The sequence below is a fragment of the Ralstonia sp. SET104 genome, from assembly GCF_003851545.1.
Lineage (GTDB): Bacteria > Pseudomonadota > Gammaproteobacteria > Burkholderiales > Burkholderiaceae > Ralstonia.
In genome coordinates this window covers 281,998-295,929 of the sequence record NZ_BHVX01000004.1, presented here as the reverse complement: position 1 = coordinate 295,929, position 13,932 = coordinate 281,998, and the positions used below count along the sequence as shown (strand labels likewise).

Annotated in this window: 13 protein-coding genes; 6 read left to right on the top strand and 7 right to left on the bottom strand. The window is 64.3% G+C overall.

Translation table 11 applies throughout. The features are described from left to right. Positions 1–72: 72 nt before the first annotated feature. Complete coding sequence (locus PSUB009319_RS07835; protein WP_124381654.1) at positions 73–1,701, bottom strand: gamma-glutamyltransferase family protein; 1,629 nt, start codon at positions 1,699–1,701, stop codon at positions 73–75. Positions 1,702–1,817: 116 nt separating this feature from the next. On the opposite strand from PSUB009319_RS07835, the gene PSUB009319_RS07830 reads away from it, so the two are divergent. Together PSUB009319_RS07830 and PSUB009319_RS07825 are read left to right on the top strand one after the other, a co-directional pair. Further along, entirely contained in the window at positions 1,818–2,702 is an 885-nt protein-coding gene (locus tag PSUB009319_RS07830) for a LysR family transcriptional regulator (RefSeq protein WP_124381653.1), read from the top strand. A gap of 34 nt (positions 2,703–2,736) precedes the next feature. Beyond that, positions 2,737–3,147, top strand: a complete 411-nt coding sequence (locus PSUB009319_RS07825) for a DoxX family protein (protein WP_124381652.1) — start codon at positions 2,737–2,739, stop codon at positions 3,145–3,147. A 10-nt stretch (positions 3,148–3,157) separates the two neighbouring features. On the opposite strand, the gene PSUB009319_RS07820 is transcribed toward PSUB009319_RS07825, so the two are convergent. After that, the gene (locus PSUB009319_RS07820; RefSeq protein WP_124381651.1) at positions 3,158–4,714 is read right to left on the bottom strand and encodes an MFS transporter; all 1,557 of its coding nucleotides are present in this window, start codon (positions 4,712–4,714) and stop codon (positions 3,158–3,160) included. Between the two features lie 73 nt (positions 4,715–4,787). Between PSUB009319_RS07820 and PSUB009319_RS07815 the strand changes: the two genes are divergently transcribed. From PSUB009319_RS07815 to PSUB009319_RS07805, 3 genes are all read left to right on the top strand, one after another. Continuing rightward, positions 4,788–5,696 carry a LysR family transcriptional regulator gene (locus PSUB009319_RS07815; RefSeq protein WP_124381689.1) on the top strand — a complete coding sequence of 303 codons (909 nt, stop codon included), beginning with the start codon at positions 4,788–4,790 and terminating at the stop codon, positions 5,694–5,696. A 73-nt stretch (positions 5,697–5,769) separates the two neighbouring features. Beyond that, complete coding sequence (locus PSUB009319_RS07810) at positions 5,770–6,735, top strand: LysR family transcriptional regulator (protein WP_124381650.1); 966 nt, start codon at positions 5,770–5,772, stop codon at positions 6,733–6,735. A gap of 39 nt (positions 6,736–6,774) precedes the next feature. Beyond that, positions 6,775–7,251: an MliC family protein gene (locus PSUB009319_RS07805; protein WP_124381649.1), complete on the top strand. Its 477-nt coding sequence runs from the start codon at positions 6,775–6,777 to the stop codon at positions 7,249–7,251. On the opposite strand, the gene PSUB009319_RS07800 is transcribed toward PSUB009319_RS07805, so the two are convergent. The 5 genes from PSUB009319_RS07800 to PSUB009319_RS07780 form a co-directional block, all read right to left on the bottom strand. Then, positions 7,248–8,213 (bottom strand): MBL fold metallo-hydrolase, encoded by a 966-nt coding sequence (locus PSUB009319_RS07800; protein ID WP_124381648.1) that lies wholly within the window; start codon positions 8,211–8,213, stop codon positions 7,248–7,250. The genes PSUB009319_RS07805 and PSUB009319_RS07800 overlap by 4 nt on opposite strands. A 38-nt stretch (positions 8,214–8,251) precedes the next feature. Beyond that, complete coding sequence (locus tag PSUB009319_RS07795; RefSeq protein WP_124381647.1) at positions 8,252–8,704, bottom strand: DUF192 domain-containing protein; 453 nt, start codon at positions 8,702–8,704, stop codon at positions 8,252–8,254. A 90-nt stretch (positions 8,705–8,794) separates the two neighbouring features. Continuing rightward, positions 8,795–10,126, bottom strand: coding sequence for a cytochrome-c peroxidase (locus PSUB009319_RS07790; protein WP_374704187.1), 1,332 nt, complete (start codon positions 10,124–10,126; stop codon positions 8,795–8,797). Further along, positions 10,123–11,637, bottom strand: a complete 1,515-nt coding sequence (locus PSUB009319_RS07785; protein WP_124381646.1) for a metallophosphoesterase — start codon at positions 11,635–11,637, stop codon at positions 10,123–10,125. The genes PSUB009319_RS07790 and PSUB009319_RS07785 overlap by 4 nt, the downstream gene beginning before the upstream one ends. A gap of 186 nt (positions 11,638–11,823) precedes the next feature. Next, positions 11,824–12,036, bottom strand: a complete 213-nt coding sequence (locus PSUB009319_RS07780) for a hypothetical protein (RefSeq protein WP_124381645.1) — start codon at positions 12,034–12,036, stop codon at positions 11,824–11,826. 636 nt (positions 12,037–12,672) lie between these two features. On the opposite strand from PSUB009319_RS07780, the gene icd reads away from it, so the two are divergent. After that, a complete protein-coding gene (gene icd, locus PSUB009319_RS07775) occupies positions 12,673–13,923 on the top strand; it encodes an NADP-dependent isocitrate dehydrogenase (protein WP_092972710.1) in 1,251 nt (416 codons plus the stop codon). Positions 13,924–13,932: the final 9 nt, after the last annotated feature.

The following is a 13,932-nucleotide window of genomic DNA, read 5'->3' as shown; positions in this document are numbered from 1 at the left end:
GGCTGGATATCTCGTTATGGGTACTGCAGCGCGCCGCCCGCCCAGCCTGCGGACCGGCGCGCAAAGGCGGGGTTAGAAGCCCACTGCGTGTCCGTCGCGGCGGCTGTCGCTGGCGGCCACGTAGCCGTGATCGGCGTCGTCCGACAGGCGCCAGATGAATTGGCCCGAACCGAAATCCATGTACGGGTCGGCGATCGATTCGAGCTTGTGTCCGCGGGCTTCCAGCGCGGCGACGGTGGCGGGGTTCATGGTCGCTTCCACGTCGAGCGTGAAATCGCGGTTGACCTTCCAGCGTGGCGCATCGCACGCGGCCTGCGGCTGCTGCTTGTAGTCGAGCATGCGCACGAGCGTCTGCAGATGGCCTTGCGGTTGCATGTCGCCGCCCATCACACCAAAGCTCATCTGCGGCTGGCCGTCCTTGGTCAGGAACGCGGGGATGATGGTGTGGAATGGGCGCTTGCCGCCTTCCACCACGTTGGCCGAACGCGCGTCCATCGAGAAACCGAAACCACGGTTCTGCAGGCTGATACCGGTGCCGGGCACCACCACGCCCGAGCCGAAGCCCATGTAGTTGGACTGGATGAACGAGACCATCATGCCGCTCTCGTCCGCCGCAGTCAGGTACACCGTGCCGCCGGCGCGCGGCATGCCGAAGGTCGGCACCTGCGCGCGGCCCATGTCGATGCGCTTCGCGCGCGCATCGAGGTACGCATCGTCGAGCATCTGCTCGGGCGTGACTTCCATCGAGCGCGGATCGGCCACGTACTTGTAGAGATCGGCAAACGCCAGCTTCATCGCCTCGATCTGCAGGTGCTGCGAATCGGCCGAATCGACGGGCAGGGCGCCCAAGTCAAAGCGGTCGAGAATGCCCAGCGCGATGAGCGCGGCAATGCCCTGGCCGTTCGGCGGAATTTCGTGCAGGTCATAGCCGCGGTAGCGTTTGGTGATGGGCTTGACCCACTCGGGCGAAAAGTCACGCAGGTCTTGCGCGGTCATGCCGCCGCCGCATTCGCGCGAATACGCGGCAATGCGCTCGGCGAGCTCGCCTTCGTAGAAATCGCGGCCGTTGGTCTGGCCAAGGCGGCGCAGTGTGGCGGCGGCAGCGGGCAGTTGAAACTTCTCGCCCACTTCGGGCGCACGGCCATGCGGCATGAAGGCCTGCGCGTAGCCGGGTTGGGTGTGCAGCTCGGGAATGGCCGCAGCCCACTTATGGGCGACGATGGGTGCGACGGTGTAGCCGCGCTCCGCAATTTCAGCGGCGGGTTCCAGCACGTCGGCAAACGCAAGCTTGCCGAAGCGCTCATGCAATGCGGCCCAGGCGGAGACGGCACCGGGCACGGTCACTGCATCCCAACCGCGTGTGGGGCGCTTCGGGTTGCCGTTGGCATCTTCGCCGTACTTGTTGCGGAAGTAATCGAGGTTCCAGGCCTGCGGAGCGGTGCCGGAGGCATTCAGGCCGTGCAGCGCCTTGCCGTCCCACAGAATGGCAAACGCATCACTGCCCAGGCCGCACGACACGGGCTCGACGATGGTGAGCATGGCCGCGGCGGCGATGGCCGCATCCACGGAGTTGCCCCCCGCGAGCAGCATGCGCAGCCCAGCCTGCGCGGCCAGCGGGTGCGATGTGGAGACAACATTGCGCGCAAACAATGGAATGCGCACGGTGGGATAGGGGTTCTGCCAATCGAAGCGGTGGGACATGGACGGCTCAAGCGGAAATGTTTGACGAACGATTATTTGCGGTGCGCAGAATTTAATAAAGTTAAAATTCATTAGATTCAGCTTAAGAAAAACTTGAGGATCGTCCGTTTCGCGCCGTGAGTACCGTCCGCTTTCTCCGCACCTTCGTCGCTGTGGCGCGCCATGGCTCGTTTGCCGCCGCCGCCGAACGCGTGGCGCTTACGCAGGCCGCTGTGAGCCTGCAGATGCGCGCGCTGGAGGCCGAACTGCGTCGTGACCTGTTCGATCGCTCCGGACGCACCGTCACGTTGAATGCGCACGGCCTCGCGCTGCTGCCGCAAGCCGAGCACCTGTTGGGCCTGTACGACGCCATGCGCATCGGCGACGAGCCGCAGACCGAACTGTCAGGCGCGGTGGCGATCGGGGCGGTGGTGTCGGTGATGGGGTCGCTTGCGCACGCGGTGGCGGGGCTCAAACAGGTGCACAAGGGGCTCGACGTCAAGCTCATCACCGGCAAATCGGGCGAACTGGCGGAGCAGGTGGAAGCCGGCGAGCTGGATGGCGCGCTGGTGGTAGAGCATCTGGAGCGTCTGCCTGCCAACCTGGCTTGGCATCCGCTCTATACAGAGCCGCTGGTTGTGGTGGCCGGGCGCCACACACGCGGTCGTGCAGAAGAAGTCCTGCGTACCCACCCGTTCCTGCGCTTCGACCGCGCGGTGCGCACCGGTGCCCTTATCGACCGTGCCCTGCGCAAAACGCACATGGCGGTCAACGAGTTCATCGAGGTCAATTCAATCGAGGCGATTGTCGAGCTGGTGCGCCAACAAGTGGGCGTAACGTTGGTGCCGCGCCTGCGCCGCGCAAGTTGGGAGAGCGACCCCGCCCTGCGGGTGCTGCCCATGCCGCCGCAGACGCCCGTGCGCACCGTCGGCATGATCGAGCGGAAAGAGCATGTGCGGCACGGTGTGATCCAGGCGGTACTCGATGCGCTCGAAACCACACTTGGTAATTCCAGCGCCTAGACTAGGTACACCAAGACTAGCTCCGGAGGCCACGATGGACGCATACATTCAACGCTGGCGTGACGAATTGATGCTGCTCGCCCGCATCCTGATGATGGTGCTGTTTGTGCTGTCCGGATGGGGCAAGCTGACGGGCTTTCAGGGCACGGTTGGCTACATGGCCAGCACTGGGGCACCCATGCCGATGGTGGCTGCAGGGATTGCCGTCGTCATGGAGTTTGGCGTCGGCATCGCCTTGCTGATCGGCTTCTGGACGCGGCCGCTGGCCATTCTGATGGCGCTGTTCGTGCTTGGCACCTCCTTCATCGCCCACTCCTATTGGGACATGGAGGGCGCCATGGAGGCCGCCAACAAGATCCAGTTCTACAAGAACCTGAGCATCATGGGCGGGCTGTTCCTGCTGGCGGCCGTGGGGCCGGGGAAGTACGCCGTGCAGAAATCGTAGTGTGTGCCGCCTAGCGCAACGACCGCTGCACCAGTACCAGCACCGCAAACACACCGCAGGCCACCGCAAACCAGCTGAAGAGTTGGGTGCCAGCCAGTAGCGTTGCCTGCCGGTCGATCTCGGCCGACAGGCTCGCCAGCCGCTGTGCAGTGAGTTCGCCGGTCGCCTGCAGATCCGACGTGAAGCGCGTGACGTGTGCCACGATCAGCGAGCGCGATTCCGCCTGCTGCGTCTGCAGCGATACCGCGGCCAGGCCGGTGCCCACCGCCGTGGCGAACTGGCGCGCGATGTTCTTCATCTGGTAGCCGTGCGCAAAGTCTTCGCGGTCCAGATCCAGGTAGGTCATCATCGCTACCTGGATCATCACCGCACCCGGCGTGATGCCCTCCAGGATAGACACGGGGAAGAACGCGTAGTCCGGTGCGCCCGGCATCAGGCTCGTCGCCAACAGCAGCGCGGCCCCCGCATACACGGCAAAGCCCATGGCAATAAAGCGGCGCTTGCGGAAGAAGAACGGCAGCCAGATCGTCATGACCACGGCCACCACGGTTGACACCGCGCCGCTGATCATCAGGAACAGCGTGGTCGTGCGGAACGTAAAGCCCAGCCCGCCCTGTGACACGGCTGGAAACAGATACGACCAATACCCGCTCATCAGGTAATAGACGCCATAGAAGCCGATGCCCCACAGATAGCGGCGGCCGTTCAGGCGCGAGAGATCGAGCCATGGGTCAGGGTGCGTGCGCAGACGATGAATGGCCAGCAGCAGCGAGGCCGTGCCACCGAGCAACAGCAGCGGAATCAAGGGCGAGGCCGTCAGCCGGCTGTAGCGCAGCTCCGACAGGCCCATCAGGAACGACAGCGCGCCGATGGCCATGGCGCCCACGCCGACCCAGTCCCACTGGCTGTCTTCGGGCGGGGCTTCATCTGGACGGCGTGCGGCGCGGGTGCGCGGCTGATGGTGCTCGGGAGGCAGAAAAAACACCGCCATCCACGCGAATCCGGCCACCGCCAGTTCGATCCAGAAGATCACGCGCCATTCACTGTATTCGAGCACCTCGGCGCAGATCCACGGCGCAATCGTGGTCAGGCCGAACAGGCCGATGCTGAACATCAGCATCGGCGGGATGCGCTCGTCGGGCTCGGCTGTGAGTTGCACCAGAATGCGCGACGCCGAGAACAACCCGCCCGCGCCGAGCCCTTGAATGGCCCGCCCGATGACAAGTTCACCGATATTGTTGGATTGTGCGCACACCACGCAACCGATGGCGAACAACACGATGCCCGCCAGCGAATACATCCGGTAGCCCACGTGCGCGGCAATGCGGCCGATGGCAAGGTTGGCGACCACCGCCGCCACGGCATACGCTGTGACAGCGTACAGATAGGCTTCGGGGCTCGCGTGCACACCGCCCTGGATGTGCTGGCCCGCCACGGCGAACATCTGCGAAGAGACGAAATCGAGGCCCGTGGAGAGGCCCATGGCCAGCCCGAAAGCATGGATGCGAGCCGAAGAAAAATGGGGGAATGCCCGCAGAGAAGCAGGTTTGAGGATTTGCAGCGACATGTGCCCGAGCATAAACTTGCGCGCCAGCCGGATAAACGGCCAACTCTAGGAACACTGTCCAGTCATGCGAACAATGGAGTGGAACGACTGGGAAACCTTCTGCCGTGTGGTGGAGGCCGGCAGCTTCACTGCCGCCGCCGAGGCGCTGGGCATCCCTAAATCGACCGCCAGCGCCGCCGTGTCGCGGCTGGAGGCGGCGCTGGGCGTGCGGCTCATGACCCGCACCACACGCCAGTTGCGGCTGACTGAAGCGGGCTCGCACTTCTACGACGACATCGCGCCACTGTTCGAGCGCTTGCGCGAAGTGCACGCCAACACCACCGCCGCCAGCGAGACCGTGGCCGGCACGCTGCGCATCGCCGCGCCCTATGAGGTGGGCGCCATGTACCTGACCGAGCCCGTGTGCCGCACGCTGGAGAAATATCCGCACCTGCAGATCCAGGTGCACATCTCGTGGGAGCAGCCCGATCTGCTGGCCAGCGGCTACGACATCGTCTTTGTCATGGTCGATCAGGTGCTGCCGGATTCGTCGCTGGTGGCGCGCCGCGTGGTGCTGATCCCGCGCGGCGTGTATGCATCGCCGACGCTGCTGGCAGAACGCCCGCCGCTCACGACGCCCGCTGACCTGGCCGGCTGGCCCTGCCTTTCCGGCCCCGATGATGCGAGCTGGGCTTTCCGCCCCGTCGGCGAGCCCACGGTCGAGCCGATCGAAGTCCCGATCCAGCCGCGCCTGCAGACCTTGAATGCCGAAATGCGCGCTCGCGCCGCCGTGCGTGGTCTGGGCGTGGCGCGCATGGCGCGCTCCGTGGGCGACGCGGAAGTCGCCGCAGGGCGCCTGGTACATGTGCTGCCCAATTTCGAGCTGACCGCGTTGCGCGTCTACGCGCTGATGCCGGCGCGCAAGCTCGTGCCGCGCAAGGTGCGTGTATTTCTGGATGCGCTGGAAGCGGAGAGCGCTTCCGCCACACCTGCGCCCGCCTAGCCGAAGATCGATGCTGGATGTCACAATCGGCGCTTCCCAATTCGCATATTCGAACCACTGAGGACCCGCGGCCATGCGTCTGCGCCAGATCGAAGTTTTCCGCGCCGTGATGCTGGTCGGCACCGTCAGCGAGGCGGCGCGCATGCTGAACGTGTCGCAACCCGTGGTGACGCGCGTGCTGCAGCACACCGAGCTGCAACTCGGCTTTCGCCTGTTCGATCGCACCAAGGGCCGTCTGCAGCCGACCGCCGAGGCGTTCGAGCTGTTCACAGAAGTCGAGCGCCTGTACCAAGAGGTCGAGCGCGTGCGGCGCGTGTCGGCCAACCTGCGGCACAAGGGCGCGGGGCGCTTGCGCGTGGCGGCCACGCCCAGCTTGGCGCCCAGCATCCTCGCACCCGCCGTGCGGCGCTTCTCACAGCGCCATCCCGATACGCTGGTGCGCGTGTTCACGCATCACACCGCTGAGATCGTGCAGGGTTTGCTCTCGCAGGACATCGACGTCGGCTTCGCTTTTGCGCCGCCCGTGCATCCGGCCATCAGTACCACGCCGGTCGCGCAGGGCCGCATCTTGCTTGCGGCACCACGCGCGTGGGTGGGGGGCAAGACGGACGGTCGCGCGTTGCACAAGCTCGTCGCCGAAAAGCCCTTCATCGGCTTGGAAGACCAGATCTCACTCGGCTCGCTGGTCGGGCAGACGCTGGCGCGCGGCGGGCTGGCACCGCAGTCGACGCTGGAAGTGCAGACGTATTCGTTGGCGCGCTCGCTGGTGGAGGAGTCGCTTGGTGTGACGATGCTCGATCAGTTCACGGCAGCCACTGGCAGCATGGAGCGCATCGCGCTGTTTGCGCTCGAACCCGCACAGACGTTTGACGTGCGCGCCATGCGGGCCGAGCATCACGCGCCGTCCTCTTTGGCGGATAGCCTCGTGCAGTGCTTTGCCGAGGCCGCGCGTGCGCTGTCTGAGGAACTGCCGCAGCGCGTCGAGCCGACAGCATTCGTGCTCAAGCCGACCGAACCTGACAGCGATGCGGTTGACTAACCGGCTTGCGTTGACCATTCCCAGGAAGGAGGCTGATCCATGCGCCGTTTAGCAACTGCAGCGATGTTTGGGCTGGCGCTGGGCGCCGGCGTGTTTAGCGGCATCGCGGCCGCGCAGCAATCGCCGGTGCCCGGCATGTCGTCCGACGATCTGAACACCGCGCTCGACTTTGCCAAGGCCGGCCTGAACAAGGCCATCGACCAGGCACGCGCGTATTCTGCGTTGCCGATCAAGGACCCGCGCGACGTGCGCTACACGTGCGAAGGCGGCAAGTCGCTCCTCGTGAAATACATGACGGTGGGGGATACGCCGCTGGCCGCCATGACGCTTAACGGCAAGACGCTCGTCTTTGCCAACGTGATTGCCGCTTCGGGTGCACGCTATGCGTCGGGCCAGTATGTGTGGTGGACGAAGGGCCCCACCGGCTTCCTCACCGACGAGACCCTGCCCGCAGGCCGTAACACAAGCAATCAGCTTTACCGGGATTGCAGCGAAGCCACCAGCGGGCGCCCTTAAATTTCCTGCAGATCGCGTCCGACGATAATCTCGCCCTTGAAGTGCGGGCGCACGGCATCCAGCCAGACCGAATCTTCCAGATACGGATAGCCGCCCGGCACGAAGTGCGACAGCACCAGCGTCTTCACCTTGGCCTCGGTGGCGATGCGGCCGACGTCTTCGGTGGAAGTGTGGCTCGCCAGCAGATGCTCGCGTAATGTCTTGGCGTTCGGCTCGGTGGAGAGCAGCTTGTCGAGCGACGGCAGGTGCATGACCTCGTGCACGAGCACATCGGCGCCGTAGGCCAGGCGCACCAGGTTTTCACTCGGCGCGGTATCGCCGGAGATGACGATGGAGCGGTCGGCCGAATCGAAGCGGAACGCAAATGCCGGCGACACGGGCGGGTGCTTTACCAGCGCGCTCGTCACCTTTACGTTGGCGTCCTGCATCACCAGCCCGCCTTCGGTCAGCTCGTGCGGGTGAAGCATCGGCGCCAGCGGCGGGCGGCCTTCATCGGCAATGCGGGTGCGGATGTCGTAGTCGTATAGCTCGAGGAACCTGGTCGTCATCGCGGCCAGCGGCGGCGGGCCCCAGGTGTCGACCGGACCGGTCAGGTCTGTTGCCCACGCGAGCAGCATCAGCGTGCCGTAGTCGGCGTTGTGATCCGAATGCTGATGCGTGATGAAAACGTGGCGAATGTCCTTGAGTTTGAGGCCTGCCGTTACGTACTGGCGTGCGACACCGTTGCCGCAATCGACCACGTACGACACGCCGTTGATGACGATCACCTGCGCTGGCGCCGAGCGGTTCTTCTTGGGCGTCGGCCCACCGGCGGTGCCCAGCAGAATCAGCCGCGTGCCCTTCTTGGGCGCATCGGCTGCCGATGCCACCAGCGGCCAGCCTGCCGATGCAGCGCCGGCGCCAGCGGCCAGCGCACCGGCTTGCCGCATCCAGCGGCGACGGTTGCTATCGAAAACGTGCATGCGGCGGTCTCCTCTCTGTTGTTGTATGTGCTCGCGTTTTAGCGGGGCAGCCCGCCCACCTTCATGCCGGGCTTGATCCCTTTGCGGGCGAACCATCCCTTGTTCATCTCCAGCGCATAGACGCCGGCCTTGGTCGGGCAGTGGTTGTCTTCGGTCTGCGGCTTCATCTCGGCAATGTCGGAAATGGTGCCGTCGTCGGTGATGAAGGCGATGGACAGCGGCAGGTCCGTGTTTTTCATCCAGAAGCAGTGTCCGGCGGATTCGTCAAACACAAACAGCATGCCTGCCGTATCGGGCATCGACTTGCGGAACATCAGGCCGATCTCGCGCGTTTGCGGGGTGGCGGCCACTTCAGCCTTGACCTTGTACATGCCGAGGGTCAGGGTGGCGACGGGCAGGCCGGTATTCGGGCCGGTCGGGGTTTGCGCAAACGCGCCGGTGGCTGCAACAGCCACGCAGAGCGCAGCAATCAGGCGGGACAAGGTGGTCATGGGGGGAGCGGGTCGAAAACGAAACGCTCCATGATCGGCACTCGGCCGGTTGCCGTCAATGAGACTGCGCGCAAGGATAGGGCGAAGTTGTTACCGCGTGTTTGCCGTACGGATCGGCGCCTTGGGCGCGTGTGCCGAGCGTGCCCGGTCGGCCGCCGGGTCGGGCATGAGCGCCACATAGCGCGCATCGGTGAGCGTGCGCAGGAAGGCGACAAGGTCATCGATCTCGTCTTCAGTAAGGGCAGGCGTGGTGCCGGGGCGGCGGTTCATCGGCACGGCATTCACGTTGACGTTGCCCTGGTACTTGGCAGGCACGTCGTTAAAGCGCAGGGGTGTTCCTTTTGTGCTTGGGTACCACTGCGCGGGGTCGGTTGAGCGCGTGGCATAGAAGGCCACCGCGTCGCGCAGCGTGTGGAACACGCCGTTGTGCATGAAGGTCTGGCGCACCGCCACGTTACGCAGGCCCGCCGTGCGGAAGTAGCCGCACCATTGATCGGGCTCGGGCCACTTGAGCGTGTGGGCGGTCTGGCACAGGCCCACGTCAAAGTGGCGCGCGTCCTTGTTGGCGGGCAGCAGCGGGTTGCGCGGCACGGCGATGGCGTCGTAGCCGAAATCCGTAAAGAGCGAACGCTCTGGCCGCGATGAAGACTCCACCATCAGGTGGCACGACGCGCAGTTGCCTTTGTCCGGATTGCGGAACAACGCGAGGCCACGCATCTCGGCCGTGGAAAGCGGCGTGCGCTTGCGCAGGAAATCATCAAAGCGCGAGGTGAACGGTGCCATCTCGTCGCTCTGGAAGTACGCCTCCAGCGCCTTGCCGAGTGCGCCAACGAGGCGTTCCGGATCGCGTACTGCATCTGCGCCAAATTGCTTTGTCAGCGCTTGGCCGAGGTCGGTGCCGGACACCTTGCGCTGAAGGGCGCGTGGCGAGCGGTTGCCCATCTCGTCCGGGCTGAACAACGGGCCGCGGATCTGCTCGCCAAGCGTATCGGCACGGCCATCGGCAAAGAATCCGCCAAAGGGCGACGGAAAGCTCGCGTCGTCATCCTGGAAGAAGTAACGATGCGGGAGGTAACGCAGATACAGCAGCGACGGCGCATTGCGCGGCGCGACGTGCCGCGGACGGCTGCCGGCCGGCACGCCAATGCGCAACGCCTCGCCCTTCAATGTGGGCGCGAAGGCGCGACCCGGATCGTGGCACGCCGCGCATGATGTGCCTTGCGGCTCCGACAGGCGCACATCGAAGAACACCCGCTTGCCGAGCGCAACGAGGTTCGGGTCTGGCTTGAACGCGGTTGACTCGGCAGGCGCTGGCACGGCGTCCAGCTTGGGCGTCATGCCGATCGATTCGGCCACCGCCACGCCCGGGAAGAGCGTGGCGGTAAGCAGCGCCGCAAGCAGCGCGGTGCTCAGGCGTTTCAAGGTGCAACGAAGCCCGTCTTGTCGCACACCAGGCTCGAGCCGTTCTGCGTGCACGTCGTCAGCAGCTTGCCGGCCACGGTGTAGGCCTTGAACAGCCAGCCCTTGGCGGGAGCAGCCTGGCGGTCCATCACCATGAAGCCGAACGAGTTGTTGTGCGAGATGCTGCCAACCGTTACGCCCGAAGCCGGGCTGATGGCCGGGAACGGATCGGGCAGGGCCACGTCGAGCGCATCGCCGGCGTTGCCAACGACCATGGTCGCCGGGTGGTTGCTGGTGAAGTTGATGGCCTGGAAGTCATGCACGTGGCCATGCAGCGCGACCTGCACGCCCGGCGGATAGTAGGCCGTGGCATTCAGGCTGTTCATGACCGACAGCAGCGCGGCGTTGCCGCCCAGCGGCGTAGCGCCCGCGATGGGCACGAAGCCCAGGATCGGATGATGGTTGGTGAAGATCGACATCACACCCGGCTTGGCAGCCAGCGTGCCCACGGTGCTGAACTGCTTCTGGTAGGTCTGGAACCATGGGTCGGTGGTTGCCAATGCGGTTGTGCCGGCCTTGGCGGAGTCGAACACGATGACCTGCGTATCGCTGCCGATGGCTACGGCGTACGGGTCGGACGCGTTGGCACCGGTATCGTTGGCCGGGTCATCACACGAGCGGGCGGCAGAGTAGGGGCGCGGATCCAGGAAGCGGTACCAGCCCTGGCCGGCGCGCGCGCACTCTTCATGGTTGCCGCGCACCAGCACCCACGGGGCGGCGGCCATCAGCGGGGCCGCGGGCTGGAACAGGTCAGCCTGCCACGTATCCCAGCCGTAGCCCCACGGGCTGCCTTGGCAGCCGGCCACGTCGGGCGGGCAGGCGTTTTCGCGGTAGTGGTAATCGCCCACGTGCAGCACGAGGTCGGGGTTCATTGCAGCGGCCGTGGTGGCGGCGTTGGCGAAGGGCCACGACAGCGGATCGTTACACGCCTGGAACGTGTTGCTCGACTTCTTCATGCGGCAGCCGGTGTCCGCCAAGACCACCACGCGCTGCGGGTTGGCCTTGGGCAGCGGCAACACGCGCGAGCCGATCGACGCGGCGCGGGCGGTAGAGGCCACCGTTGCCTCGCAGGCATTCACAGGGAAGGACGAAGCTTTCGAATCGCTGGCGGCGCTGGCCGTGGTGCGCTGGGCAACAGTGCCAGCCGCCACGCGCAGGCTCATGCGTGTGGCGGTGCCATCCACCGTCAGCAGCGGGCAGACCGAGTTATCAACGGGCGAGGCGCTGTTCGTATAGCTCGTGACGGCACGCACGACCGTTTGGTTGCTGTCGCCAATTTCCACCCACGCGGCTTGGATATTGGCGTCAGCCGTGGCCGCATCCGACGGCGTGGCCGTCGATACGGGCGTCGAATCGGACGACGAGCCACCGCAGCCGGCAATCACGGCAGCAGCGGCCAGCGCGGCAAGACAGAGCATCGTCAAAACAGTGCGTTTGCGTCGCACCGGGGCGAACATCGATCGGAATTCCATTGCGCCATCCCTGTTTCTTGTTATGAGGAATGGGCAACGTACTCAAGCTTGATTGCGCTATTTTGACAGCCCCGCATGCGCGCTCGGGATTTCCACCCGGTAAGCGAGGGCGAAAAAAAAGCAGATGCATAAGCATCTGCTTTTTCTGTATCAGCCGAGCCGCGTGGGCCCAGCAGAAACACAAGCTTATTGCTTGGCAGCCGGTGCCGAAGCGTCAGCAGCTGCTTCTGCCTTCTTGGCAGCCTTCTTGTGGTGGTGCTTCTTGGCCTTCTTGGCCTTCGGAGCAGCCTTTTCGGCAGCAGCCGGAGCAGCAGCTGCGTCAGCAGCCGGAGCGGAGGCTTGAGCGAACACACCGGTGGCGAACAGGCCGGCGATCAGAGCAGCGATCAGCTTCTTCATGGTGAATCCTTTTATAGATCAGTGAGTTAACCAACGACCCGCTTGAATGAGTCATCTGCAATAACGCAGGCCGTTACAGGCCCGTTGACACGTAACAGCGAATTTTTTGTGGAAGACAACCAATGCCCCCAAAGCGCGCTGACCCGATATGTGGCGCATGTTGCGCTGCGCAAGAAAGGTGCCCATCGGCCACGATGAGAGGCCAGCGTTTCGGGCCGACCGATTGGATGGCTTTGCCCGCGTCGGGAGCCTGAAGAATGCGAGCGGATTTTGCTCAAAGGGCCGCCGTACCGGCTTCCGCACCCCGCCGCATGAAGCCGATTTCTGCGTCGACGATTTCATACGCGTTTCGCGGTTCCTCCCTGGCGGTTGACGGCAGTTCTTGTCGCCTCCAGGAGTATGGCGGATGGTGAAATTTTCCGGCATAATGCGAAATTCACTCTTGTGTCTTATATAAGAGTTGCGGCTTGCGCGAGATTTGTGCGGTGCATCGTGAGAGCGTCACCGTAGGCCGTTAGAATCGCCAGTTCAATGCAGCGTGCCACACCGGGCTGGGTCAATCCGGCGTAAGCGGCGCGCTGTGCTGTCAACCCCCACCGTCCACCCGCTCACCTGCGGTCTGCACTGGAGTCGTCCATGTATCAACACATCAAGGTCCCGGCCGGCGAGAAGATCACCGTCAACCAAGACTTCTCCCTGAACGTTCCCAACAACCCCATCATTCCTTACATCGAGGGTGACGGCACGGGCTTCGATATCACCCCGGTGATGATCAAGGTCGTGGACGCAGCCGTTGAGAAGGCTTACAAGGGCGAGCGCAAGATTTCCTGGATGGAAATCTACGCCGGCGAGAAGTCGACCAAGGTGTACGGCCCGGACGTTTGGCTGCCGGAAGAAACCCTGCAAGTCCTGAAGGACTACGTGGTGTCCATCAAGGGCCCGCTGACGACGCCGGTGGGCGGCGGCATCCGTTCGCTGAACGTGGCGCTGCGCCAGGAGCTGGACCTGTACGTCTGCCTGCGCCCGGTGCGCTACTTCAAGGGCGTGCCCTCGCCGGTCAAGGAGCCGGAGAAGACCGACATGGTCATCTTCCGCGAGAACTCGGAAGACATCTACGCCGGCATCGAATTCGAAGCCCAGAGCGACAAGGCCAAGAAGCTGATCAAGATTCTGCAAGACGAATTCGGCGTCAAGAAGATCCGCTTCCCGGAAACCTCGGGCATCGGCGTCAAGCCGGTTTCGCGCGAAGGCACCGAGCGCCTGGTGCGCAAGGCTATTCAGTACGCAATCGACAACGACAAGCCGTCGGTCACGATCGTGCACAAGGGCAACATCATGAAGTTCACGGAAGGCGGTTTCCGTGACTGGGCCTACGCGCTGGCACAAAAGGAATTCGGCGCCGAGCTGATCGACGGCGGCCCGTGGTGCAAGTTCAAGAACCCGAAGACGGGCAAGGAAATCGTCGTCAAGGATGCGATTGCCGACGCCTTCCTGCAGCAGATCCTGCTGCGTCCGGCCGAGTACTCGGTGGTCGCCACGCTGAACCTGAACGGCGACTACATCTCCGACGCACTGGCTGCACAAGTTGGCGGCATCGGCATCGCCCCGGGTGCCAACCTGAGCGACTCCGTTGCCATGTTCGAAGCCACGCACGGTACGGCACCGAAGTACGCAGGCAAGGACTACGTGAACCCCGGTTCCGAAATCCTGTCGGCCGAAATGATGCTGCGCCACATGGGCTGGACGGAAGCCGCTGACCTGATCATCTCGTCGATCGAGAAGTCGATCCTGTCGAAGAAGGTCACGTATGACTTCGCCCGCCTGCTCGAAGGCGCGACGCAAGTGTCGTGCTCGGGCTTTGGTCAAGTGATGATCGACAACATGTAAGCGCGTCTC

What these genes read in the sequence shown, in the direction of transcription:
- PSUB009319_RS07835 (WP_124381654.1), bottom strand. Translation starts at nt 1,701, where the DNA reads ATGTCCCACCGCTTCGATTGGCAGAACCCCTATCCCACCGTGCGCATT.
- PSUB009319_RS07825 (WP_124381652.1), top strand. Translation starts at nt 2,737, where the DNA reads ATGGACGCATACATTCAACGCTGGCGTGACGAATTGATGCTGCTCGCC.
- PSUB009319_RS07820 (WP_124381651.1), bottom strand. Translation starts at nt 4,714, where the DNA reads ATGTCGCTGCAAATCCTCAAACCTGCTTCTCTGCGGGCATTCCCCCAT.
- PSUB009319_RS07815 (WP_124381689.1), top strand. Translation starts at nt 4,788, where the DNA reads ATGGAGTGGAACGACTGGGAAACCTTCTGCCGTGTGGTGGAGGCCGGC.
- PSUB009319_RS07810 (WP_124381650.1), top strand. Translation starts at nt 5,770, where the DNA reads ATGCGTCTGCGCCAGATCGAAGTTTTCCGCGCCGTGATGCTGGTCGGC.
- PSUB009319_RS07805 (WP_124381649.1), top strand. Translation starts at nt 6,775, where the DNA reads ATGCGCCGTTTAGCAACTGCAGCGATGTTTGGGCTGGCGCTGGGCGCC.
- PSUB009319_RS07800 (WP_124381648.1), bottom strand. Translation starts at nt 8,213, where the DNA reads ATGCACGTTTTCGATAGCAACCGTCGCCGCTGGATGCGGCAAGCCGGT.
- PSUB009319_RS07795 (WP_124381647.1), bottom strand. Translation starts at nt 8,704, where the DNA reads ATGACCACCTTGTCCCGCCTGATTGCTGCGCTCTGCGTGGCTGTTGCA.
- PSUB009319_RS07785 (WP_124381646.1), bottom strand. Translation starts at nt 11,637, where the DNA reads ATGGAATTCCGATCGATGTTCGCCCCGGTGCGACGCAAACGCACTGTT.
- PSUB009319_RS07780 (WP_124381645.1), bottom strand. Translation starts at nt 12,036, where the DNA reads ATGAAGAAGCTGATCGCTGCTCTGATCGCCGGCCTGTTCGCCACCGGT.
- icd (WP_092972710.1), top strand. Translation starts at nt 12,673, where the DNA reads ATGTATCAACACATCAAGGTCCCGGCCGGCGAGAAGATCACCGTCAAC.